This is a genomic window from Prauserella sediminis (assembly GCF_014195435.1).
GTDB lineage: Bacteria > Actinomycetota > Actinomycetes > Mycobacteriales > Pseudonocardiaceae > Prauserella > Prauserella salsuginis.
This window is the reverse complement of record NZ_JACIBS010000009.1, coordinates 34,981-55,615: the sequence shown is the minus strand read 5'-3', so window position 1 is coordinate 55,615 and position 20,635 is coordinate 34,981. Positions and strand designations below refer to the sequence as shown.

General features: G+C 67.2%; 30 protein-coding genes. 5 read left to right on the top strand and 25 right to left on the bottom strand.

What is annotated here, in order from left to right:
* Positions 1-255: 255 nt before the first annotated feature.
* Positions 256-1,323: a hypothetical protein gene (locus FB384_RS24370; RefSeq protein WP_183787187.1), complete on the bottom strand. Its 1,068-nt coding sequence runs from the start codon at positions 1,321-1,323 to the stop codon at positions 256-258.
* On the bottom strand, positions 1,320-2,174 hold the full coding sequence (locus tag FB384_RS24365; protein ID WP_183787186.1) for a sigma-70 family RNA polymerase sigma factor: 855 nt from the start codon (positions 2,172-2,174) through the stop codon (positions 1,320-1,322). The genes FB384_RS24370 and FB384_RS24365 overlap by 4 nt, the downstream gene beginning before the upstream one ends.
* Positions 2,175-2,310: 136 nt before the next feature.
* Here FB384_RS24365 and FB384_RS24360 point away from each other — a divergent pair, with 136 nt between their 5' ends.
* The 5 genes from FB384_RS24360 to FB384_RS24340 all read left to right on the top strand — a co-directional run bounded on the left by FB384_RS24360 (position 2,311) and on the right by FB384_RS24340 (position 8,727).
* Positions 2,311-3,411 carry a hypothetical protein gene (locus FB384_RS24360; RefSeq protein WP_183787185.1) on the top strand — a complete coding sequence of 367 codons (1,101 nt, stop codon included), beginning with the start codon at positions 2,311-2,313 and terminating at the stop codon, positions 3,409-3,411.
* 3 nt (positions 3,412-3,414) lie between these two features.
* Positions 3,415-3,597, top strand: a complete 183-nt coding sequence (locus FB384_RS24355) for a hypothetical protein (protein WP_183787184.1) — start codon at positions 3,415-3,417, stop codon at positions 3,595-3,597.
* Positions 3,598-3,634: 37 nt separating this feature from the next.
* A complete protein-coding gene (locus FB384_RS24350) occupies positions 3,635-5,743 on the top strand; it encodes a hypothetical protein (RefSeq protein WP_183787183.1) in 2,109 nt (702 codons plus the stop codon).
* Positions 5,744-5,824: 81 nt separating this feature from the next.
* Entirely contained in the window at positions 5,825-7,951 is a 2,127-nt protein-coding gene (locus FB384_RS24345; protein WP_183787182.1) for a hypothetical protein, read from the top strand.
* Positions 7,952-8,076: 125 nt separating this feature from the next.
* Complete coding sequence (locus tag FB384_RS24340) at positions 8,077-8,727, top strand: hypothetical protein (protein ID WP_183787181.1); 651 nt, start codon at positions 8,077-8,079, stop codon at positions 8,725-8,727.
* A gap of 64 nt (positions 8,728-8,791) precedes the next feature.
* On the opposite strand, the gene FB384_RS24335 is transcribed toward FB384_RS24340, so the two are convergent.
* The 23 genes from FB384_RS24335 to FB384_RS24225 all read right to left on the bottom strand — a co-directional run bounded on the left by FB384_RS24335 (position 8,792) and on the right by FB384_RS24225 (position 20,544).
* Entirely contained in the window at positions 8,792-8,980 is a 189-nt protein-coding gene (locus FB384_RS24335) for a hypothetical protein (RefSeq protein WP_183787180.1), read from the bottom strand.
* 222 nt (positions 8,981-9,202) lie between these two features.
* Complete coding sequence (locus FB384_RS24330) at positions 9,203-10,192, bottom strand: hypothetical protein (protein ID WP_183787179.1); 990 nt, start codon at positions 10,190-10,192, stop codon at positions 9,203-9,205.
* Between the two features lie 494 nt (positions 10,193-10,686).
* A complete protein-coding gene (locus FB384_RS24325; RefSeq protein ID WP_407676110.1) occupies positions 10,687-11,013 on the bottom strand; it encodes a WhiB family transcriptional regulator in 327 nt (108 codons plus the stop codon).
* 29 nt (positions 11,014-11,042) lie between these two features.
* A complete protein-coding gene (locus FB384_RS24320) occupies positions 11,043-11,291 on the bottom strand; it encodes a helix-turn-helix domain-containing protein (protein ID WP_183787178.1) in 249 nt (82 codons plus the stop codon).
* 43 nt (positions 11,292-11,334) lie between these two features.
* Positions 11,335-11,595, bottom strand: a complete 261-nt coding sequence (locus tag FB384_RS24315) for a hypothetical protein (RefSeq protein WP_183787177.1) — start codon at positions 11,593-11,595, stop codon at positions 11,335-11,337.
* Positions 11,596-11,623: 28 nt separating this feature from the next.
* Positions 11,624-12,043, bottom strand: coding sequence for an SsgA family sporulation/cell division regulator (locus tag FB384_RS24310; RefSeq protein WP_183787176.1), 420 nt, complete (start codon positions 12,041-12,043; stop codon positions 11,624-11,626).
* A 101-nt stretch (positions 12,044-12,144) separates the two neighbouring features.
* On the bottom strand, positions 12,145-12,411 hold the full coding sequence (locus FB384_RS24305) for a hypothetical protein (RefSeq protein WP_183787175.1): 267 nt from the start codon (positions 12,409-12,411) through the stop codon (positions 12,145-12,147).
* Positions 12,408-13,007: a hypothetical protein gene (locus FB384_RS24300; RefSeq protein WP_183787174.1), complete on the bottom strand. Its 600-nt coding sequence runs from the start codon at positions 13,005-13,007 to the stop codon at positions 12,408-12,410. Before FB384_RS24300 ends, FB384_RS24305 begins: the two co-directional genes overlap by 4 nt.
* 77 nt (positions 13,008-13,084) lie before the next feature.
* The gene (locus tag FB384_RS24295; RefSeq protein ID WP_183787173.1) at positions 13,085-14,572 is read right to left on the bottom strand and encodes a UvrD-helicase domain-containing protein; all 1,488 of its coding nucleotides are present in this window, start codon (positions 14,570-14,572) and stop codon (positions 13,085-13,087) included.
* On the bottom strand, positions 14,569-15,075 hold the full coding sequence (locus FB384_RS24290) for a hypothetical protein (RefSeq protein ID WP_183787172.1): 507 nt from the start codon (positions 15,073-15,075) through the stop codon (positions 14,569-14,571). Before FB384_RS24290 ends, FB384_RS24295 begins: the two co-directional genes overlap by 4 nt.
* Positions 15,076-15,192: 117 nt before the next feature.
* Entirely contained in the window at positions 15,193-15,465 is a 273-nt protein-coding gene (locus tag FB384_RS24285; protein ID WP_183787171.1) for a hypothetical protein, read from the bottom strand.
* A gap of 109 nt (positions 15,466-15,574) precedes the next feature.
* Complete coding sequence (locus FB384_RS24280) at positions 15,575-15,751, bottom strand: hypothetical protein (RefSeq protein WP_183787170.1); 177 nt, start codon at positions 15,749-15,751, stop codon at positions 15,575-15,577.
* 18 nt (positions 15,752-15,769) lie between these two features.
* The gene (locus FB384_RS24275) at positions 15,770-16,522 is read right to left on the bottom strand and encodes a DUF2786 domain-containing protein (RefSeq protein WP_183787169.1); all 753 of its coding nucleotides are present in this window, start codon (positions 16,520-16,522) and stop codon (positions 15,770-15,772) included.
* A gap of 89 nt (positions 16,523-16,611) precedes the next feature.
* Positions 16,612-16,935, bottom strand: coding sequence for a hypothetical protein (locus FB384_RS24270; RefSeq protein ID WP_183787168.1), 324 nt, complete (start codon positions 16,933-16,935; stop codon positions 16,612-16,614).
* A gap of 141 nt (positions 16,936-17,076) precedes the next feature.
* Positions 17,077-17,379 carry a hypothetical protein gene (locus tag FB384_RS24265; RefSeq protein WP_183787167.1) on the bottom strand — a complete coding sequence of 101 codons (303 nt, stop codon included), beginning with the start codon at positions 17,377-17,379 and terminating at the stop codon, positions 17,077-17,079.
* Between the two features lie 394 nt (positions 17,380-17,773).
* On the bottom strand, positions 17,774-17,932 hold the full coding sequence (locus FB384_RS24260; protein ID WP_183787166.1) for a hypothetical protein: 159 nt from the start codon (positions 17,930-17,932) through the stop codon (positions 17,774-17,776).
* Positions 17,933-17,935: 3 nt separating this feature from the next.
* Positions 17,936-18,175 (bottom strand): hypothetical protein, encoded by a 240-nt coding sequence (locus tag FB384_RS24255; protein ID WP_183787165.1) that lies wholly within the window; start codon positions 18,173-18,175, stop codon positions 17,936-17,938.
* 85 nt (positions 18,176-18,260) lie between these two features.
* Positions 18,261-18,983 (bottom strand): hypothetical protein, encoded by a 723-nt coding sequence (locus FB384_RS24250; protein ID WP_183787164.1) that lies wholly within the window; start codon positions 18,981-18,983, stop codon positions 18,261-18,263.
* Complete coding sequence (locus tag FB384_RS24245) at positions 18,980-19,180, bottom strand: hypothetical protein (protein ID WP_183787163.1); 201 nt, start codon at positions 19,178-19,180, stop codon at positions 18,980-18,982. The genes FB384_RS24250 and FB384_RS24245 overlap by 4 nt, the downstream gene beginning before the upstream one ends.
* The gene (locus tag FB384_RS24240) at positions 19,177-19,422 is read right to left on the bottom strand and encodes a hypothetical protein (protein ID WP_183787162.1); all 246 of its coding nucleotides are present in this window, start codon (positions 19,420-19,422) and stop codon (positions 19,177-19,179) included. Before FB384_RS24240 ends, FB384_RS24245 begins: the two co-directional genes overlap by 4 nt.
* A complete protein-coding gene (locus tag FB384_RS24235; protein WP_183787161.1) occupies positions 19,419-19,649 on the bottom strand; it encodes a hypothetical protein in 231 nt (76 codons plus the stop codon). Before FB384_RS24235 ends, FB384_RS24240 begins: the two co-directional genes overlap by 4 nt.
* Positions 19,650-19,840: 191 nt before the next feature.
* Complete coding sequence (locus FB384_RS24230) at positions 19,841-20,071, bottom strand: hypothetical protein (protein WP_183787160.1); 231 nt, start codon at positions 20,069-20,071, stop codon at positions 19,841-19,843.
* A 2-nt stretch (positions 20,072-20,073) separates the two neighbouring features.
* Entirely contained in the window at positions 20,074-20,544 is a 471-nt protein-coding gene (locus tag FB384_RS24225) for a hypothetical protein (RefSeq protein WP_183787159.1), read from the bottom strand.
* Positions 20,545-20,635 lie beyond the last annotated feature (91 nt).

Below are 20,635 nucleotides of genomic sequence, written 5' to 3'. Positions count from 1 at the left end.
GCTCGTCGGGGTCGATTCGGCGCCGGACCTGCGGATATTGGTCGAGTTCGCCACGTGCGACGGCGGCTGTCCAACAGGCGTTGTCGAGGCCGCGGCCGTGGTGTCGATGGTGATTCGTGAAACGTCTGCCGCACCGACGGCAGACGTCGGCCCTGTGCATGGGGGACACTGGTACTGCTCTCCTTCATCCGGGAGTAGTGCCCCGTGAGGTGTTCGCTTGGCCGTGGAAGCCTCACGGGGCCTTTTTCGTCTGGGTCAGTCGCGGTTCGGAGCTCCGCCGTCGACGACCACGCTCACCATCTGGTTGCGCCGGAGCACGCGGGGCGGTCCGTCGTCAGCGAACAGCACTTCGATGTTCCCGTCGTCGCTGGTCGCGGCGCTGGCCACGAGCCTGTCGCTGCCGCGGGACCGCACTCGGATGCCGGGCTCGATCTCGTAGGCGAACGCCTTCCAGTGCGTGCGCGGGGTCGGTATGCAGTCGCTGGTCACGTCGTCCTCCGTGTCGTGGGGTCGCAGGCAGTTCACCGCGGCGTCGTCGCTGGGCTTGAATCTGGGCCACCGTGTTCCGTCCGGGTCGGCGGCCTCGACGTCGCGAACGTGGTTGATCAGGGCGTCAGGCCCGTCGCGTTCCACGATCGTCACGACGTCGTCCCAGGTGGCGGCGTTGTAGGTGTTCACCAGGCAGCTGGCGCCGTCGCTCATGAGGGTCGCGCTGTGGACCTGGTCGGCGCGGACGCGGCCGGTGAGGGCGTAGCGCGCGACGGTGCGGTCGGAGCTGGCGACCCAGTAGCCACCGTGGACGTTGCGGCGTTTGAGCTGGTCGGAGGCCATGTCTGCCACCGCGGCGGCGTGCTCGTCGGTGCCGAGCGTGGCCGCCAGGGCGGCGTTGAGCAGGTTCGGATCGAGCGCGTGGTCCACGCGGTGGTCGGAGACGACGTCGACCCGGTCGGTGCGGTGCAGCACGAGGGTGATGTCGGCGAGCACGAGCCAGTCGAGCCAGTTGCCGCGTTGGCGGGCGATGCCGACGGCGGCCGCGGGGGTGGCCGGGTTGTCGAGCTGGCAGCCGGGGTGGAGGTCGGCGACGTGGTCGATGGCGTCGGCCAGTGCCGTGGCGAGGCTCGTTCCGGGGTCGGCGGCGCTCTGCATCAGTGCTGGTCCGAGCTGGTTCACGTACCAGGCGACGCCGTGTTCGCAGCCGGTGTCGACGGGCGCGGAGACGCCGTCGAGCACGACGGCGACACCGTTGTCGGGGTCGGAGTCGGTCCAGTCCTCGTTGTCGCGGTCCGGGTTGCCGGGGCGGGTGGCCATGGCTGTTGTGGTCACGCCTCCACCCCCTGGTCGGGGCGGTAGAGGTCGGTGATGCGCTCGGAACTTGTGATCACGCGGGTCTCCGGGTCGAATTCGCAGCGCACGAGGCACGAGAACCGGTCCATGCGCACGGACTGGTACAGCTCGTCGAGGTTGGAGAGCACGTAGGACACACCGCCGGTCACGCCGGGTGCGTGGATGCCTGCGCTGTAGAGATACACACCGTTGCCGTCGATCCTGGGCAACCTGGCGACGTAGCCGTAGTCGACGTTCTCGCCCTCGTCCATGGGGGAGCGGTACACCTGGTCCTGGACGCGATCGTGCAGGTACCAGCCCTGGTCGTCCTGATCGAACCGGATCGCCGAGTCGCTGGACAGGCTCTGCTCGATCAGCGGTGACAGTCGCGGGCCGCAGCAGACGAACAAGTTGTCCCTGCTCAAGTTCAGGAAGCCGGGCGGCTGGACGACCTCGTAGGACACCTCGAAACCGAGGTCCTTCCCGACCTCGACCAGTAGTTGGTATCCGCGCAGGTCGTCGGCAGACACGACGGGTCCGGGAACGCTCGGGTTCGCCTCCTGCTTTCCGCCGACGATCATGGTCAGGTGGTTGCCGGACCCGAGGAAGCGCCTGGACGGGCGCGGTCCGCTCCGGGTGATCTGGAGGACGCGCTGCCGCGAGATTTCCAGCTCTCTCGCTACGTCACTGGGCTTGACCTTCGGCCTCTGGGTGAGGTCTTCGATCGCTTCGCGCCGAATCCGTGCCACTTCGGTGAGCTCGTCGTTCAGGTCTCCTACCAGGGCATGTGCCCGGCGTGCCTGCACCCACCGGTCTTCGATGGCAGCTAGATCGGCGATTTCGTCTCGCATGTAGCGATCCTCCATCCCATCCAACTCATCTGCAACCCCCCTTGACAGTGCAATGGGGGTAACCATACTGTCGCTCTCAGTCATTGTAAATCCCCCTTGACGACAGGGGGATTGACGGCAGGAGGGAGCAGAGCCAGTGACCGCAACGCAGGCGCCGACCAACGGCCACGACCTCGACAAGGGCGTCGTGGCCAGGTTTGGCGCCAAGCTCGCGAAAACGGCCGAGACCAGCGACAACGTCGAACCCGAACAGGACATCGAGGTCCGGAAGCTCCGTGCAGAGGCCGCGCGCAAGCGCGAGATCAACCGGCTTGAGACCGAGAATGCTGAGCTGTTCGCCAACGTGGTCGACCCGGACGAGCGCCAGGCCGAGCACGGCGTCAATCGAACGATCCGCGCTCGGGAACGCAAGGCTCGCCTAGCGCTCGGGCTCGCCGAGGCCGAACGCCGGGAGCGGGCCGCCAAGCAGAACGCCCAGATGGACGCCCTGGACGACAAGGAGGCGCTGGACCAGCGCAAAGCGCTGCGTCGGCGTCGGCGTCTGACGAACCCGAACGCGGCGCTGGCGTCGGCCTACCGCCGGTGGCGCACGTATTCGGCGGTACTGGCCCTGGTCGCCGCGGCCGGGATCGGGTTCACGTCCTACGCCGTCGCGCACGGACTGGGCGGGGAGAACCCGAACCCGCTGTTCTACGCGGTCGAGCCGCTGTTCTCGGTGCCGCTGATGATCATCGTGTTGTTGCAGTCGTTCGCCGCGCAGCACGGCCGCCTGCACATGGTCGCACCGGCCCGGACCAGCGAAGACGGGTCGCGCCAGATCACGGGCATCGGGTGGATCGAGATCGGCCTGCTGTTCGGGTCGACCGGTCTGGCCGCGGCCGGTGCCACGCAGATCGGCGGCACGAACGCGCCGGCGTTGTTCGCCGCGTCCCTGATCGCTCCGCTGCTGGTCCTGATCGCGGTGTCGTTGCAGTACGTGCTGGCGCACGTCGTCGGCACGACCATCGCCGAGCTGCGGCTGGATGGCCCGGTCGACGAGGACACGCCACGCAAGGCCGCGACCGGAGCGTTGCAGCTCCTCCCGGTCATCGAGGCGGACATGGCCAAGGGAGATCTGCCGCTGGGCGAGGACGGGCTGCCGTCGACTCGCACGATCATGCGGCGCTACTCGAAGGGCAAGCTCACCGCCCAGTGCGCCGTCGACATCCTCTCTGACCAGCGGAAAGGGGGTGAATGACTCATGGCAACGATCCTTGGCTACGCCAAGTTCATCCTCATGGCGATCATCTTCTGCGTCATCGCGTGGTTCTTGATCCAGAACCCCGAGCCGGTCGCGCAGTTCTTCGTCACCGTCGCCCGCGCGATCGTCACGTTCTTCACGACGCTCTGGAACGGCGTCATCAGCATCGCGAACTCGTTCTGACCTGCACTAATGCACTCATTGGGAAGGAGGGCCGGTCATGGCCGATAGCGCCACTGGTGGACAGGCACCGCAGACACAGCCGGACGTGTTCGCGCGTCGTGCGGAGCACACCACGCAGCCGCCGGCCAAGCAGGACAAGGCGCCGTCCGAGGACGGCGACAAGACCAGCTCGTCGAAGTCGAAGTCGGAGTCGACGGGCACGACCAGCGGAAACGACAAGACGCAGTCCGGGGTGCCGAAGGCGAAGCTGCTGATGGTGGCGGTGCCGACGGCGGCCCTGGTGGCAGGAGTGGCGATGTATCAGCAGTCTCCGGTCGCCGCTGCTGTGATGTTCGGTCTGGTGTTCCTCGTGCTGGCCGGGATGGGCCTGCACTACCTGCTCAAGGGCAAGGGCGGATCGAAATCGAAGGCAGCGGCGGCGCCGGGCGCCTCGCGCGGTGTCGGCAGTAACCATCGTGGCGGTTCGCGGCTGAACCCGCGGAACTGGGGCGGTGGCGCTGGTCGACGCGGGTCCGGTGGGCCTGGAAGCAGTGGCGGTCTCCGTAGCCGCTTCGGCGGCGGTGGTTCCGCAGGTCGCGGCCCCACCGGCGGGAAGATCGGGCACGGCAAGGCGTCACCGAACCGGCCAACGGGATCGATCGGTCGTGGCAAGGCAGGCGCGGCGCGGGCTGCTCGTTCGACCGGCAACGGTTCTTCGACGGGCACCTCGTCGAAGGCGTCGACCACGGGAAGCGGTACGTCCGGTGGTTCGCGGAACCCATTCAAGCGGGGTTCGAAGTCCACGGCTGGCGGTTCTGGTGGTCAGGCGTCGAAGACGTCGACCACGTCAACGCGTACGACGGGCACGACCGGCGGCGCGACTGGTGGCGCCGGTCGTGCCCGTGGCGGCCAGTCCGGAGCGGCGGGGAGCAGCAATGCGCACAAGCAGTCGCGGAACCCGTTCAAGGCTGGTTCGGGCAGTGGTTCGGGGTCGTCGACGTCGAAACGCTCGTCGGCGAGCCATCACACGGGCAGCGGCTCGGGTGGCAGCGGTTCCGGAGGACGAGGCCGAGGCGGCAGCGGCGCCGGTACTGGCGCCGGTGCTGGTGCTGGTGCGGGCGGTGCTTCCGGGAAGGGTCGTGGCGGTTCGGCCGGCGGGTCGGGCAGCGGTTCCGGTGGAAGCAGGTGGCGCCGCGGCGGCGACCAGCGCAAACAGAACGGTTCCCAGTCGCGCGGCAATGGCCAGGACGGTCGTGGCGGTGGCCAGTCGGGCGGTGCCGGGGCCGCGGTAGCGGACAAGGCGAAGCGGCCGTGGCGACGGAACAAGGGCGCGGATCAGAAGGCCGACTCGAAGTCGGATGAGCAGGGCAACCAGGCCGAATCTGGCCCTGATCAGCAGAACGGTGACGGAGACAAGAAGCGTCGCCGCCGCGGGCGCCGCCGTGGCGGTGGTGACGCCGCCGCTACTGAGGAGACGACCACCGCCAATCAGCAGCAGGCCGTCACGGATCAGCCGCGGAAGTCGCGCAATCAGCGGCGCAAGGACAAGGCACGTCGGCGCGAGATCGACCGCACGATCGACGAACTCGGCATCGACGAGGCCGGGATGCCGACGCGGACGGCGGCTCCGACCAGCAAGAAGACGAAGGACGAGACCACGACCTCGTCGCGGTCGGAAGGCGCCTCGGTGAAGGACGAGGACGTCGCCGACCTCGACGAGAACGGGTTCCCGATGGTGCCGGCCGAGACGGCACCGAGCACGAAGTCGGACAAGGCCAAGAAGTCGGCGCCGGTGTCCGACGAGGACTTCATGAACTCCCCGCCCCCGCCTGTGGAGGACCGGGGATCGCAGGAACACACCACGAAGAAGAAGGGAAACACCATGGCTGACACCGCTGTGTACAGCGCAAACCTGGACCCGACGACGCCGGAGACGATGAGGACGTCGCTGCGTGAGGCATCCGACGAGGCCAGCTCGCAGGCGGTCCAGTACCAGGAGCAGGCCGACAGCCTCCGTGCCGAGGCGGCCGGGCTCGAAGGCAACAAGGGCATGGCCGGCAAGCGCGAGCAGCTGCTGCGCGCTGCGGAGAAGGCCGAGACCGAGGCTCAGGAGCACCGCGGCATGGCCTCCGGCTACCAGGCCAAGGCCGACTCGATCACTCTCTGATCCGACTGGCATTTCCGCTGGTCCGGCCCCGTTTCTTGCCCGGCCCGGGGCCGGACCAGCACCCCACCTTGGAGGGCTTTCGTGATTCCGTACAAGACGTTCTTCGCCGCGCTGGGTGCGCTGGTGACGTTGGCGGTGTCGCTGCTGTTGGCGCTGCTGCACGTTCCGGGACTGCTGGCGTTTCCGCTGGTGATCGTCCTGGCCGGGGTGGTGGCGCTCGGTTCGCGGAAGGCTGTCGACGAGGCGTTCGAGACGCTGTCGATCGAGGACCGCGACCGGATCAAGAACCTGCTGACCTGTGCCGTGCTCGCGAACCTCGCGTTGGCGGTGTTCGTGCTGGTCTCGCCCGGTCTATGGCTGCTGTGGCTCGCGTGCGGGGTGGTGCTGGCAGTCGTCGAGTACGGGTTCGCGCGCTATCAGGAGTACGTGCTCTACAAGGTGAAGCCGAAGCTGGAGAAGCGGCAGGCGTCCGAGGTGGAGGCCGCGCCGCAGCCGGCGCAGTGGGACCCGACGATCCAGATCGCGAACAACGCGTTCAAGCGCTCCGGCCACGGCTGGCTGACGGTGATGAAGTGGGAGTCCGTATCCCGCGGCGACAAAGCCGTCGGAGTGCGGTTCGACGTGCGCGTTCCGTCGAAGATGGCCGCCAAGCAGCGAGCGAAGCAAGAGGCCAACGGCGACAAGGGCGAGGGCAAGGTCGGCCTGTCCAGCTCGGATATCGAGCCGATCGCGATCGCGTTCTCCGAGGAGCTGGGCCAGCCGCTCGAAACCGACTGGGTGCACATCAACAAGTTGGCCGGTGCGGGCACGTACACGGTGACCGTGATGACCGAGGACGTCATGGCCGCGGTCATTCCGTATGTGGACGACCCGTCGCTGGCGCACATCGAAACCGCTGGTCTGGTCGGATACCAGATCGACGGGTCGCCGATCTACGCGCGGTTCGACATTCACTGGGCCGACGTCGGCAAGTCCCGCTCGGGCAAGTCGTCGCTGGTGCACGTGAAGATCGCCTATCTCACCCGGTGCTGGACGTCGGCGCTGGTCATCGCGTGCGGCACCGAGAAGGTCTACGACGCGGTCGGCGGGTGGATTGAGCCGTTCGTCGGCACGAGCTACAAGATGCCGATCCGCGCGGTGCGGGGCGCGCAGGACACCGCCGACCTGCTCGCGCAGATGATGAAGCTGGCCCGGTGGCGGCAGTCGCAGCCGTACTCGGCACGGGGCGACTTCAAGACCGTGATCATCGAGTACGACGAGGCCAGCTTCGGTCTCCAGATCAAGACCACGAAGGCCGAGTTCGACGGCCGGAACTACACCATGTCCCAGCTCGCGGACATGATCACCAAGGGCGCCGGGAGCGCGGGCATCCACCTGCACCTGGCGGCCCAGCGCGGCACCAACGACAACTGGGGGGACGCGGGGGGCAATATCAACGCCAACATCGCAGGTCAGACCCTGTTCCGCACCAAGGACCAGGGCGAGCTCTACCGAGCGTTCGGCGACCAGCAGCTCCCGATGCCGCGCCACAAGGGCGAGTTCTGGTTCGACACCGACGACGCCGAGCCGGTCAAGGTCAAGGCGCCCTACATCCAGGAGATGGACCCGAAGCGGGCGAAGCTGCACGACGGATTGACCGTGGAGGACGTCGCCAGGGCGCGGATGGGCAACGACTACGACCTCGACGCCGGATCGGCGAAGTTCCTGGGTCCGTACTGGGCGGGGATGACGCACTACGCCACCGAGGAGTACGTGGCGTACCTGCGGAACGCGGACGGTGAGGAGACGCCGTCGGAGTCGCCGGAACAGGCCGAGGCGAAGGCCCAGGTGATGTCCGAGGTCGACGCGATCATCGCCGCCGCGGGGTGGAGCAGTGAGCAGCCGGCGGCCGCCGAGTCCGCTCCGGCGCCGGTGCCGTCGGCGACGTCGGTGGGGTCGGCCGGCGCGGCGACGCCGACGGTTCGGGAGCCGCAGTCGAGCGGCGCCGCTACGCGTGCCGCGCGGATCTTCCAGCTCCTCGACGAGGCGCCGGAGGGCATGACGAAGGCCCAGATCCTCGCCGGTCTGTTCCAGCTGGGGGACGAGTCGGTGACGGACGCATCGCTGCAAGTTGAGCTTCGCCGACTCAAGGATTCGGGCCGGTTGGAGCAGGTCGCCGGTCGTGGCAGCGCGTACCGCTCCACCGCCGCTTTGATTACGCAGAGTTGATGAACAAACACAACAAACAAACAGGCGGCGCCTCGCGCGCGCCCGCGCGCATAATGCGCGCGCGAGAGCGGGTCAACGGTGCTTGTTTGTTTGCTTGTTTCGATACAGAAAGTGAGCACACGAACATGAGCTACGACGACGACATCCAGGAGCTGGAGCGGCGGATCAACGAGCTGCACGGGCTGCGTGAGGCTCAAGAGGACGAGGACTCTCCGCGGGCGAGCTACTTCCAGGAGCAGATCAACACGCTGACCGACACGCTCATCGAGACGCAGATGCGGAAGCAGCGGCGGGAGTCGATGGGACCGCAACTCGAGAAGGCCGAGGAGGCGGTGACCCAGGCACGGTCGCGGCAGGCAAAGCTCATCAACGAGGCCGAGGCGGTCGCACAGCAGTGGCTGAACGCGGCCAAGGGCGCCGGCGTCGTCGGCATGGTCGGGGTGCTCGTGGCGCTGACGGTGTCGGTGCCGTGGTGGGTGCCGACGTTCGCGGTCGCGCTGTTGGCGGGGTCGGCCGGTGCGGTGTTCCAGCGGATGCGGGTGCAGCGTGAGGCTGACCCGGCGATCGATGAGGCGGAGGCCGAGTTGAAGGCGGCGCAGGGCTACCGGCAGCGGCTGTTGGCGGAGGTGGAGAACCCGTCGCACGCGTTCGCCGCGGCGCCTGCCGGCTTTTCCCGGCAGCCCCGGCAGGCACATGCCGAAAGGATCACGGGCGATGGTGGAGACCAGCCTGATGCGGCGCGTGAGCGTCGCTTGGAGCTGGCCGAGGGTGATTAGCCGGGCGAACACGAAGAAGCCCCCCAGGAAGATCCTGGGGGGCTTCTTCGTGTCTGGTGCAGGTTCAGGCCGCGGCAGGGGCGGGGGAGGCGGGGAAACCGCAGTCGTCGACCGGGATCTCGCTGATGGGCTCCTGCTCCGCGGCATGCTGGCTGATTGCCGCCATGAGCCAGCCCTTCACGTCCATACCCTGCTCGCGAGCCGCGCTCGTGGCGATGGTCAGGGCCTCGTCTGGGATATCGATGCTGCTCATGGTGGGTTTCTCCTTGGTCATCCGGGTCTGCTCATTGTCTCAGCTCCACGGGCTGTGTCCAGCCGGTCACGCCGAGCGGGGTAGGCCCTGATCGACAAGACCGGCTGAGATGGCCTGTGCGCCTTCGATCAGTGCCGCCCGGTGTATCGGGGGTCGGCGAGGCGCCCCGTAGCGCACACGGCCACGTGGGCAGGCCGGAACTGGCCGCGTCGATCTTGTTGCCTACACCGGCTGGCGACGGCCGAGGACCGATCGCATGTGATCCATTGCTTCTTCCCGAGCGCTCTTCGGCCCAGCTGAACCGCGGTCGTCCTCGCGCGCGTGTGGGTGGTTACTTACCTGGTTGCTTTGATCAGTGTTGGACTGAGCAGAGCGACCAGCTGTGTCGTTAGCAAGAACGTCGGAGCGAAGCGAGACGTTCGCGGTAGTAGATACACCCGTGGTTGTTCCACTCGTGGTTGTTCGTCCAGCCCCGTTGTATTTCGGGCCGCTGTGTGGCGGCCCCCCCTCCGCCGTTGTGTGGCGGCCCCCGGGGGCCGCTGTGTGGCGGCCCCCCTGTTCACCAGGAGTTTCGCCGGACTCGCCCTGGTCAGGGGCAGGCTCCTCCTCAGGGGCCTCGGTCGATTCGTCCGCGCTGAGTTCTTCCTGGTCAGACCCCGGCCGCTGATTTGCGGCCCCCCCTTCACCTGGGGTTTCGCTCTCATCGTCGGAGCGTCGTTGCGACTCCAAACGTGCCGCCATCTTGGACGGCTTGTAGAACTCGCCGACGGAGATCGGGCCGGGATGCGACTGGCCCTTCGGCGGCGCGATGCGAACGCGATAGCGGTTGGGTGCCTGCGCGCGCTTGTTGCCGTAGCTGTCGGTCGGATTCACCGACCGACCCCTGCTGTGGTCCTTGGCGTCGCGCCAGTACATGGGCTTCTTCTGCATGGCGTCCTTCTCGGCGAGCGCCTTCAGCCTCTTATCCACCCAGTCCAGCGACTTACCGAAGCGCTCAGCGATGCGTTTGCGACCGAACCGCGCCGTGAGCTTGCCGGTGTGCGGATTGACGTGGGCCATGATGAATGAGTAAACGCCCAGCTCATCGGCCGTCGCGTCGCCGAACACCACCCAGTGCTGGGTCTGTCCCCAGGGCCAGACGAAGTCCGACTCGAAGTCGTCTTCTGCCTCGAAGTCCTCGAGTGCGCTGGTGTCGAAATCTTCCGTGCTCACGTACGTTTCTCCTCTTCTAAGGAGACCTCTGTGACACGGGCACGAACGGTGCTGTCGCTCTGTAGCAGCAAACCGCTATAGTGGCCACTGTGCGGATGGTGAGTCCGCACGGTCACGAGAGCTCCCACTGGCAGGTGTTGACTTTCTCGTGACTCTGATGAGGAAACGGCCGGGCAAAGGCCTTCAAGCCCCCTGGGTGGTGCCGGGGGGCTTTTCCTTTGCCTAGGCATCCCCCATCAGAGATAGCCCGGATCGTATCGGACAGTGCACGACTTCCTGCGCTGTGACACGAGGAGAACGGGCACTTCGTCCAGCCCGATAACATGGGCGGCGACTCCTATTCATCCGGAGATCAACCCTGCGACCAGCACGTTCGTCTCTGATGTGCGTGCTGGTCGCAGGGTCTCGTTCAGGGGGACGGTGCCGTCACCTGACGAGCCCCAACGCCCACGACGGCCGGGGGATAGGGGAGGCGTCGTGGACGAAGGGGCTCGTCAGGTGCTCGGGGAAACCCCGGCGAGCCGCGGACCGGCCGGCATTCGGGGCTGCCCGCCGTCCGAGTCGGTGTTCGTCAGCGTGCGCTCGTGGGCGCGGACCATGGCCCGGCGCTCGTCTGCATCCAGTCCGCCGAACACGCCCCAGTGCTTGGGGTGCGTGATCGCGTCGGCCAGGCATTCGTTCGCGACCGGGCAGCGGGCGCACACGGATTTCGCCGTGGCCAGCTGCCACTTGCTCATCGCGTCCTTCGTCCCGTCCGGGAAGAACAGGTCCGGGTCCTCATTGCGACATGCGGCGCGGTCTCGCCAATACACGTTCGTCACACCACCTCATGATCAAGTTACTACAATCATCATAACACGATATTGGGCACGGAAACAGGGTGGACCTGCGGTTTCACCCCCTGGCATTTACGCAGGTCGCGCCGCACATTTCGACTCTTGACGTCGAGCTGTCGAGCGATGGCGTCGACGGGGTAGCCGTCGGCATAGAGCCTGGCCACGGCACAGCGCAGCTCGGCCTTGGTGAGCTGGTCTCCGTTCCGCAGCTCGCGAACACGAGTGACGGCGACGTGGTCGAGCGGTTCACGGGTAGTAGGCACTGGCGGTACTCCCTTTCGAGTGGGGTTGATCGTTGGTCGCTGGCTATTCCCAGTCGCTGCCGTCGGGGTTGTAGATGTCGACGGCGTACTCGTCGGGGGAGTCGTTCAGTGCTACAAGGACCTCGCCGGGGACGACGCCCCAGTACGCGCCACGGTCGGACCCGTAGTCCCTGATCCAGACCTCCCACCAGCCGTCGCCGGCGTCCTCGACGACGATCTCGTCTTCGGTCTCGGCGATCTCGGTCGCGAGCTTGTCGACGGTGTCCTGGCTGACCGTTTCGAACATCGCGTGCTTCTCCTTCATCCGGTGATCTGTTGGCCTGCCTGTCTGGTTATCGCTGGTCGACGCGGCTCTCCGACGTGTGCGTGTGACCCGTGAGCAGCGTCGCTACGTCATCGGTGCCCAACACCTCGAAGCCCTCCGGCACCTCGGCGAGCGTGTCGACCAGGAACTCGGCGACGTCGCTGCCGGGCATCGTGAACGTGGCGTCGCCGGTGGGGGACGAGAGGCGCACCTCGAGTTCGCCGTGGTCGCCGCGGTGCAGCTGCACGTCGCCGTCGCCGACTGGCGTTCGGCTGGTGATGCCGTCGAGCAGCAGCTCCCGGCCGATGACCCACTGCACCTCGGACGGCCTGGTCTGGAACGCCCAGGTCACGGCGAACGGGTCGGTCGCGTCGTAGCTCATGCGCACGCGGACTCGGGCTCGTGTTCCGGCGGTCGTGGTGCACAGCGCGAGCGTCGTGGACTCCATGCCAACTCCCTCCGTAGTCGAGTTCATATAATCATCATAACCGGATAATGCGGCGAAGGAAGGGGCCGACCGGGTGAAAACCCAGGTCAGCCCCTTCCCGGTCACGGCGTCTGCCGCTCGACCTCTTGCCGCACCCGATCCAGCCACTCCGGCAACTGGCCACGGTCGACGCCGATCCCGCCGGCCACACGCGTCATCGCCTCGTCGTAGCTGTAACCCTCGTCGGCAAGGTACTCGCGGTCCATCAACACCAGCGCGACCAGCAATTTCTCGCCCGTGGACCACACCCCAAGCGGGTGCCTGTCGTTCTCCCGCACGCTCGTCACGCTGCGGCGAACCGCATCGTCGAAGTACTGATCAGGGCTCATGACGTCTCCTCACCGGGGAATCCCTCGACGTGTTCGGCTAGTAGCTCACCGAACGCGGCCACCGCCTCCGGGTCCGGCTGACGTCCCGAATCCAACACGCGCTCACGAGCGGCCCGCAACAGCCCATTCGTGCAGGTCGACAGGCCCACGCGCACACCGGTCGGCATCTCGCCATAGACCAGCGCCAACGCCCGGCGCGCCTCGTCGAAATCGAACGTGACCGACTCGTCGATCCGGCAATGCGTGGCCTGCTCCGGGTCCAGCCCGAGGCGCTTCACCGACGAGAACTTGCCGACGTTCTCCACCCACGCGAACCGGAAGAACTTCGCCCGATGCCGCTCAAGCGCAGCCTTGTACCCGTCGACCAGGTTCGGGTCGGGCTCGTGCGGCAACTCGCGCTGGTACTGCATCTGCACCGCGTGGTGCAGCCCGTGCCGCAGCTGCATCTCACCCGTCATCACCGTGCCGCCACCGGCGTACAGGCACGCCAACATCCGCGCGGCCTGCTCCTCGCTCAGGTACCGCGGAGCCTCCACCCGCACCGCCGGCCGCCCGTCCGGCTTCGTGTACTTCGCCCTCAGAGGCTCGTGCCCCATCCGTCGCCGCCCCTTCTGGTTATGATCATTTTCAGGCGACGATATACGACGGGGCTGGATGCTGCGCACGGCTGCGGTCACTGGGTCACCTCCTTCACGGTCTTCTCGGGCTGGTCGACGTGGTCGTCGATCCACTCAAGCCCGCCGACGTCCAAGCAGTTCTGAGCGCGGGTCACCGCCACGTACGCCAGACGCACCTCTTCCGCCTCCGGGTCGACCGGCTCGCCGTCCGCGCTCTCCGGCTCCTGAAAGTCACCACCGATCCGCACCGTCGGCCACTCACGCCCCTTGGCCTTGTGCGCGGTCGACACCGTGACCTGGGCACGACTCTCCGGCGACAGCCGCTCCATCGCCTCGATCACCACGTCCGACCCGTGGTTGTCGATCAGCGTGACGAACGCCCGCAGGTCCGAGCCGGACGACTCGTGGGTGGCGTAGTCCTGCACCTCACCCCAGTCGCGGAACGCCACCAGCTCCGGGTGCGACGTCGCCCGACCAGCGCGCAAGTCCTCGCACGCCTCGGCGAGGTTCTTGATCGCCGCACCGCCGCCGACCAGCGCCACCCTGGTGCCGGCCTTCTGCGCCCGCAGCACCTCCTGCGCCGCGCCGCCGTTCGTGCGGCACAGCACCGCGTTCGGCCGCACCACCGGGCCGACCACCGACGTGCCGGTGCCGCTGATCCGCATGTCCGTTCCCAGCAGTGTCAGCCACTTGTTGCCTTCGGCCGCGATCTGCTGGCCGAACCGGAACGACTGCGTCAGCCGCAGCCGCTCCTCGGCAGGCCACCGGTCCAGCGTCTCCATCGACCCACCGGCCCAGCCGTAGATCGCCTGCGCCGCGTCGCCCACCGCGATCAGCTGGGCGTGCGTTTGGGCCATCAGCATCTCCGCCACGACCGGCGACGTGTCCTGGCACTCGTCGAGCAGGATGAAGTCGAACGGCAGCCGCGGCTTCCGCAGCGCGTAGATCTTGCGGTAGTGGCTGTGCGTGAACCGGAACAGGCCGCCACCGTCGGCGTCCGTGTGCTGGAGGTCGGCCCAGATCGCTTGAGCGTGCGGCATGACGAGCCGCTTCACCGCGGCACTGGCCTCCGGGTCGTCCTCCACGGTCAGACCGTTGATCTGCGGCACGTGTGACCAGCCGATCTCGTCGTCGGCGGAGTTGCAGAACCGCTCCACGGCATCGACCGCCAGGCGAGCGATCGTGGCCGGATACAGCTCGACGTCGCTGATCGTCACGGGCTCGCGGATGCCGAGCAGGTGCGCGACCTGCCGCGCCGGCTGCCGCGGCCCGTTCAGCCGGCCCTTGTACCGCGTGCCCACCTGACCGAACGCCAACGAGTGGATCGTCTTGCAGGTCACGTGCTTCGGGAACTTGGCAGCGGCCTCGTCCGCGATCGCCTTGTTGAATGCGCCGTACAGCCCGCGGCCCTTCATCTTCTCGGCCGCCAACTTGAGCACCGACGTCTTGCCCGCCCCGGCGCCGGCCTCAATCACGAGGTTCCGGCCCGCGGCGCACGCGTCGATGATGGCGACCTGCTCATCGGTCGGGGTGAACCCGCTCATCGCCCGATCACCTCGTCCACGGCGAAGGACTCCAGCCGCTCGCCCGTGTCCTCGCGGCGGGCCTCGGCCACGCTGGTGTAGAGCTCCACGACGACCTGCTCGCGGTCCAGGTTGTGCGCGTTGCGGACCAGGTCGGCGATGCGCAGCCCCAGCTCGGCGTCGTTGATGACCTCGAACGTGACCAGCGGGGGAATGCCGACGCCCACGGTGTCGCCGCCCGTGCTACCCGTGCGCACCTCGTAGCGGCGGAGCGGGGAGTCGTAGGCCAGGCGAAGCACCGCGTTGGCCACGGTGCCGAGGAACAGGCCGTACGCACTGCCGCCGTAGCGCTGGTAGGCGTCGTTGGCGCGCTCCATGAACGGCATGGTCGGGGTGTTGGAGGCGTGGGTGAACGTCTCGCGCGGCATGTTGTCGAGGCGCAGCTCAGCGGCCATGCGCTGGACCGCGGGGTCAGCCGCGACCGTGTCCACGGCCTCGGCGTATCGGGGGTGCTCGATCGTCATCTCAACTCCAACTCATCCGGGTTATATAATCATCTTAACACGATAACAGCGATAAGGGGCAAGAGTGTGCCCTGCGAAACAGTCCCGACCAGCAGAAACGCCGTGTCGACGCGCGTCCTAGCGAGGGCGGATCGTCGACGCCCTCACCACCTGCGGACCCAACGGCAGCGACAGCTCGTTGTTCTGCGACCCGAGCTGCAACCCCTCGACAACACCGAGCCAATCGCCCGCGCAGGTCAGCAGCCAGTGCGTCAGCGTTCCCTCGACGTCCTCGTGCAGGTCGACGCCAGACGCGCGAACCCAGATGGGCGTATCCCTCGCCCAGCGAACACCGCGCTCAGGCGGCCACAGGTGCCGCAGCTCGACCACGACAGGGCGCGGCGGCTCCACCGGCCGCAACGCACGCCTTTCAGTATCGAACGCAGTTTCGATTGTGCCACGACATCGGCGGGGCCTCAGCAGGTAGCCGAGGCCCCGCCGGTCGGCGAGAAGCAGCAGGTCACCACATGGGTCGGTGCTTCATCTCGTCATCGTCGATCGGCTCCCGGAGCGCAGCCGGACTGTCAGGGCAGATGTCGTAGTGCCCGTCGTCGCCGACCTCGACCCAACCGACGCCGTCCAGGTGTTCGATCTCCTCGTGGCAGTAGAAGCAGTAGCGGCGCGTCTTGACGATCATCGCTGGTCCCCCTTCTCGTCAGGCGCTGACCGCGGTCTGGCCCAGGTCGGCCTGCTCGCCTGCGGCGTAGCCGGCCTGGTATCCCGCGCGGGACGACGTGGAGGCGGTGCGGGCCTGCGCGTTCGGGTTCTTCGACTGGAAGAACTCCTCGACCAGCGCCTGCCGATCACGCAGCACCAGCGCTGTCGACCGCCCGTCGGACTCGGCGTTCGCCTCACGCTCAGCACGCTGGCGCATCTCCTGCATCCGCGCGCCGACCGAGTCGCAGAACCCGAACAGGAAGCTGCGTCGGTGGGCGCCGGGGTCCTCGCCCGGCTTCGGCATCGACCGCATCATGTCCTTCGTGGCCTGCATCATCAGCAGCGTGAACAGCAGCTCCACGCGCTCAAGATCACTGGGAAAGCCGTAGACCTTCGCGTCCACGCCCTTGCCGTAGTGGAACACCGTCCGGCGGCTGCCGTCGCGGTTGCGGCCCTTGCCGTAACGCCAGTCGCGCGGGTACGCCACCATCCGGCAGTTCGACGTCTGCGCGATCACGTGCAGCAGCATCGACTTCTCCTGCGCGTAGGACGGCTCGATCGCGATCTCGCGGGTCTCGACGTCGCTGCCGGTGACGTGGCCGTCCTCGAGCAGTGCCGTGTCGATGCCGTGCCTCTCGGCGATCTCGATCGCGCGCTGCTGGGCCAGCTCCGCCTCGGCCGGCGGCGTGTTCGGGTGGGCCGCCTTGTCGAGCAGGCGCCGAACGCGCTCCAGAACCTTGTTCTCGGTCACGGTGTCTCCTTCTCCAGTATGGGCATCCGGGAGTTTGTCCTTGTTATATGATTATCTTAACTTGTTTTTCGGGAAAGTGGAGAGGCGAATCACCAGCCCGACTTCATCTCGCCGAACGCCAGGCCAGCAACAACCTCGGCCGCGATCTCGTCGGTGACCTGCGACGCGTCCTTCTTGTCCACCAGCATGGCCAGCGCCTCGACCGCCTGCTCGGACACCTTCGTGGTGCCGGAGAAGATCGAGGAGAGCGTCGTGGTCAGGCTGCGAATGGTGATCGTGCGGTTCGTGTTGGCCAGTCCGATGAACCAGTCGCGGTCGTCGTCCATGCGGCGCTTGCGGGTGACCTGAACGTCAGCCTGAGCCAGGACCGTGTCGGTGGTGAAGATGTCGCGGGCGGTGATGGCGTCCAGCATGTCGTCCTCCGGGTCTGTGTTATCTTTCTTTCTTATATAATCATCATAACATGATATCGGCCACGTGGAAGGGTGTTGTGCTCTGGGGAACACTGAAAGGCCCTGGTCAGAGGGTTGCTGACCAGGGCCTTTCAGTTCGCCTCACCTCGGGAGCTGGCTCTCATCCGCCCTCGGGTACGCCTGCTTGGTCGGATGGAGCCACAAGTAGCCGCTGCGGACGGCCTGACCAGCTTCCGTGACGTAGTGCACGTCGACCGGTACGTCCTCATCCCGCATGTGCAGCACTAGCCGGCGGCTTCCGTCGTCCTGCGTCGTACCGTGCTGCCGGAACAGAGACCTCACCGCCGCCATGGCGAGGTTGGCGGCTTCCCCGTAGTCCACGCCCTCGCAGCGGGCGAACACCGTCACCGCGACGTCGTGCACGGGACGTTCGTCGTCACTCACGCTGACCTCCCCACAACAGCCGCCGTCTCAGGCAAGACCGGCATCCGAACCGCCCGCTCCGGCCGCGGAAACAGCCCCTCCATGTCCAGCGGCTCCGGCTGCGGCCGCGGCTCACCACCACCGCCACCCGGACGCCGATACTCGACACACACGTACTGCTCCGACATCCGGTACCGGCCCTGCTCATCGCGAGGCCCGTCCAACCACTCCGCCGGCGTCCGTTCCGAGAACGCCACCATCACCAGCGGACAGTCCGAACCGGACCCCATGCGGCGATGCGGCGCGTCACGCAGACACGTGCCACACCAGCTCTCGGACCACTCTTCCCACTCGTCCCCGTTCGCGAACGGGGAGACAGGACGGGCACGCTCGTATGCCTCCTCGAAGTTCAGGCTCACCACGCACCTCCGAAGACCTCGGCGACCAGCACCACCATGACCGACACCAACCCGCCAACCAGCGCTGCGACCACCGCCAACGCCACGAGCCCGGCCAAGCACTGCCCGGCCCGCTGCTCCGCGCAACGGGGTCCGCCACGGCACGGGCGGCCCACCGGTCACACCTCCCACGCATGTCCGGTGTCGAAGTCCACGACCCGCACACCGTGGCCATCGACAAGCTCGTCCAACACGTCGTCGGTCAGCACCTCGTCGACCTGCCACGCGGTCTCGAGATCGAGCCCGTCGACGCCGTCCTCGTCGGGGTACAGCCCAACCCACGTTCCATCGCTGTTGACGTTGACCCAGAGCACGTCGGTCTTGTCAGCAATGTCAGCGGCCAGATCCGCAACGTTCATCGGTCTCTCCTGTTCATCCGGGAACCCAGTCGTGAGCTGGGCAGACAGCCCACACAGCGAGGCGTGTGCGGGTTGTCCTCTCAGCTCACGACTCGGCGTCGGGCTCGGGCAGCTCGTCGCCGCGGATGATGCGGACGCCACCAGGCATGTCAGCGGGGTGCCTGCGGCCGGTCTGCCGCCAATTGCCATCGAGTTCGACGAGCTGTTCGACCGGTCCGGCACCGCTCCAGCGGTAGTAGTAGAACGGCTCGTCGACACCGCCGAGACGCAGGTAGACGTACCGCTGGTCGTCGACGGGCTCGACGTCAGGCGTGTCGTCCGGGTCGTGCCACGCGAGAGCCCGAGCCAGGTTCTCGCTGATCCCACGCACAGTGGCCACGAGATCGCGGTGGACCTGCCGGGAGTGTTCAGCGGCGCGGCGCCACTCGTCGCGCTCGGTCCCCACCGAAGCCCGAGCGTCTTTCGCCGAACTGGACTCGACGGCTTCGTTCACGATGGCGGCGACGGTCGAGGCGACACTGGCGCGCTCCACGTCGTTGGCCATCGTTCCGACGGTGAGCACGTGCCGCCCGTTGGCATCGACAACGGTGCCGCCCTTCTGTTCCCACGGCGTCGGCAACAGCGGCTCGTCGTCGCCGTGCTCGGCGAGGACCTTCTCCGCAGCGTCGAGCACAGCCCCGCGCACTGAATCCGGCAGGGAGTCGCTGACGCCCACGAGCGGTTCCGCGTCGCCGGTGAGGTAGTTGCTGCTGCGACTCACCGCGCCGACGTAGTCCGGCTTCGGTCCGATGAGGGGTCGTCTACTCATGGGTTCCGTTCTTCCTCGTCGTACGTGATTTGCCATGTGGGGTGGTAGCGCACGGAACGGCGTTCGCCGTCGAGACGGACAGTCAAGGACGCGTCAGCCGCGCCCGTGATGACGCCGGAGCGGCCCTGGTAATCGCGGATGCGGCCGCCGCGCTTGGCGGGCACGCCGTAGTGCCTGCGGATGTAGTCGAGGCTCATTCGCGGCCTCGCTTGACTCCGAGGAACGCGACACCGGGCCGCGCGTCCTTCGGCGGGTGCAGGTCGCTGGCACCACGTAGCTGACCCTGGCGGCGGACGTACTGGCCGGGGAACGTTCCGGCCCAGTGGGTCACGTCGTCCGGCAAGGCCGCCAATGCTTCGGTGATCGTGGTGGTGCCGAGGACGTAGATCGACGTGTCCTGCTCGTACGTCCGCAGTCGTGTCGCGTGGTGGACGGTCATTCGTACACCTCTTCTGCAAGTTCGGGCCGACGGCAGCCGCAGGGGACACCGGTGGTGGTGTCGAGCGGCGGAACGTCCGGCAGGGTTGTGTGCGCGTGCCCGTCGTCGTCCCAGGCGAGGCCGGGCAGGTGGAGCGTGCGGTGCCATTCGCCGTGCTCGCTGCGGAGGTCGCAGCGCCACGTCAGTGCTCTGATCGACGGGCGGAGCGCGTCGCCGATCGTGACCATGGCGTGCCGGTACGGCTGGCACGTCGCCGTGCACCGCGGCGCGTCTGGTTCGCACCACTGGCCGTCAGCGGTCCGCGTTTCCCACCAGGCTTCGCACGAGGGGCACAGGTGGCCGTATCCGTCGTACACGGTGCCGTCGAAGCACAGCGGGCACCGCGGCCCATCGAGTAGGGGAGGGGGCGGTGTGCGGTTCATGCCGACCTCCCCAGGTATGCGGCGGGGTCGACGTCGTAGCGGGTCATGGCCGGCAGCGACGGCGGCAGCCAGCTCTTGAGCCGGGGTTCCCATCGCCATCCGACGACCGCGGTGCATTCGAACTGGGTGTGGTCGCCTTCCCACATGGTCAGCCAGTTGTCGTCTTCGGACGGTTCCGATTCCGCGCCGCAGGCACAGACCACGATCTGAGTGCGCGGGTGTCGCATGGTCAGTGCACCTCGAATCCATCTCCGGCTGCGGCCCGCTCGAGGAACGGGATCAGCGAGTCGAACGACTCGGGGTGCTCGTAGCCCTGCGCGCGGGCGATCCAGTAGCAGCCGATGGCGGTTGCGGCTTCCCAGCCGGTAACCACCCAGCCGTCGTTCGAGCTGAGCTTGTGCAGCGGGATACCGGCGCGGTCATCGTCGTCGCCGTGCCAGCGCAGCAGCTTCTCGTGTTCTTCCAGCCATGCCTGGCCTTCGCTGGTGATGCCGTACTCGTCGCCGTTCTCGTCGACGCCGATGTGGTCGTCGTAGGAACCGGGAAGGCTGGGGAACGCGACCCCGTGGGGCAGGTCGAAGGCCATGCCCAGGCGTAGGAGGTCGTCGACGACCACGGCGAACCCGCGGTTGTTCCAGTGCAGGTCGCTGCCGTTGGGGCCGCGGCCAGCTTCGCCACGCAGAACCAGGTCGAAGCTCATGTGTATCTCCATTCATCCGGGTCAACAGTTCCTGTTGATATAATCATCATAACACGATATTCAAGGATGGGGAAGTGGTGCGGGCGGGTGA

Excerpts from the sequence above, each read along its gene's own strand:
- FB384_RS24365 (WP_183787186.1), bottom strand. The coding sequence starts at position 2,174 with ATGCGAGACGAAATCGCCGATCTAGCTGCCATCGAAGACCGGTGGGTG.
- FB384_RS24355 (WP_183787184.1), top strand. The coding sequence starts at position 3,415 with ATGGCAACGATCCTTGGCTACGCCAAGTTCATCCTCATGGCGATCATC.
- FB384_RS24350 (WP_183787183.1), top strand. The coding sequence starts at position 3,635 with ATGGCCGATAGCGCCACTGGTGGACAGGCACCGCAGACACAGCCGGAC.
- FB384_RS24340 (WP_183787181.1), top strand. The coding sequence starts at position 8,077 with ATGAGCTACGACGACGACATCCAGGAGCTGGAGCGGCGGATCAACGAG.
- FB384_RS24335 (WP_183787180.1), bottom strand. The coding sequence starts at position 8,980 with ATGAGCAGCATCGATATCCCAGACGAGGCCCTGACCATCGCCACGAGC.
- FB384_RS24315 (WP_183787177.1), bottom strand. The coding sequence starts at position 11,595 with ATGAAGGAGAAGCACGCGATGTTCGAAACGGTCAGCCAGGACACCGTC.
- FB384_RS24310 (WP_183787176.1), bottom strand. The coding sequence starts at position 12,043 with ATGGAGTCCACGACGCTCGCGCTGTGCACCACGACCGCCGGAACACGA.
- FB384_RS24305 (WP_183787175.1), bottom strand. The coding sequence starts at position 12,411 with ATGAGCCCTGATCAGTACTTCGACGATGCGGTTCGCCGCAGCGTGACG.
- FB384_RS24300 (WP_183787174.1), bottom strand. The coding sequence starts at position 13,007 with ATGGGGCACGAGCCTCTGAGGGCGAAGTACACGAAGCCGGACGGGCGG.
- FB384_RS24295 (WP_183787173.1), bottom strand. The coding sequence starts at position 14,572 with ATGAGCGGGTTCACCCCGACCGATGAGCAGGTCGCCATCATCGACGCG.
- FB384_RS24290 (WP_183787172.1), bottom strand. The coding sequence starts at position 15,075 with ATGACGATCGAGCACCCCCGATACGCCGAGGCCGTGGACACGGTCGCG.
- FB384_RS24280 (WP_183787170.1), bottom strand. The coding sequence starts at position 15,751 with ATGATCGTCAAGACGCGCCGCTACTGCTTCTACTGCCACGAGGAGATC.
- FB384_RS24270 (WP_183787168.1), bottom strand. The coding sequence starts at position 16,935 with ATGCTGGACGCCATCACCGCCCGCGACATCTTCACCACCGACACGGTC.
- FB384_RS24255 (WP_183787165.1), bottom strand. The coding sequence starts at position 18,175 with ATGAACGTTGCGGATCTGGCCGCTGACATTGCTGACAAGACCGACGTG.
- FB384_RS24250 (WP_183787164.1), bottom strand. The coding sequence starts at position 18,983 with ATGAGTAGACGACCCCTCATCGGACCGAAGCCGGACTACGTCGGCGCG.
- FB384_RS24245 (WP_183787163.1), bottom strand. The coding sequence starts at position 19,180 with ATGAGCCTCGACTACATCCGCAGGCACTACGGCGTGCCCGCCAAGCGC.
- FB384_RS24240 (WP_183787162.1), bottom strand. The coding sequence starts at position 19,422 with ATGACCGTCCACCACGCGACACGACTGCGGACGTACGAGCAGGACACG.
- FB384_RS24235 (WP_183787161.1), bottom strand. The coding sequence starts at position 19,649 with ATGGTCACGATCGGCGACGCGCTCCGCCCGTCGATCAGAGCACTGACG.
- FB384_RS24230 (WP_183787160.1), bottom strand. The coding sequence starts at position 20,071 with ATGCGACACCCGCGCACTCAGATCGTGGTCTGTGCCTGCGGCGCGGAA.
- FB384_RS24225 (WP_183787159.1), bottom strand. The coding sequence starts at position 20,544 with ATGAGCTTCGACCTGGTTCTGCGTGGCGAAGCTGGCCGCGGCCCCAAC.